Origin of the sequence: Citrobacter sp. TBCS-14, assembly GCF_005280805.1 — a bacterium.
GTDB lineage: Bacteria > Pseudomonadota > Gammaproteobacteria > Enterobacterales > Enterobacteriaceae > Citrobacter > Citrobacter gillenii.
Window position 1 is genome coordinate 1 of sequence record NZ_SZWM01000990.1, and the last position, 204, is coordinate 204.

1 pseudogene is annotated in these 204 nt (G+C 50.5%); it reads right to left on the reverse strand.

Going from position 1 to position 204, the window contains the following annotated elements:
• Positions 1–204 (reverse strand): annotated as a pseudogene (gene glmU, locus FDX22_RS22560) (bifunctional UDP-N-acetylglucosamine diphosphorylase/glucosamine-1-phosphate N-acetyltransferase GlmU); the annotation flags it as partial.

Genomic DNA, 204 nt, shown 5'->3' on the forward strand with positions numbered 1-204 from the left:
GGTGATGTAATATTCACCCTGCACGTTGTTGTTGGTCAGTTTAGATAACCAGCGCTTCATATCAGCGCCATTGGCAATCAGGATGCCGGTGTTAATTTCCTGGATCTTGCGTTGCTCGTCGGTCGCATCTTTATGCTCAACGATGCCAGTAACGCTGCCGTTATCACGCGTAATGCGCCCATAGCCGGTTGGGTCGTCCAGTTT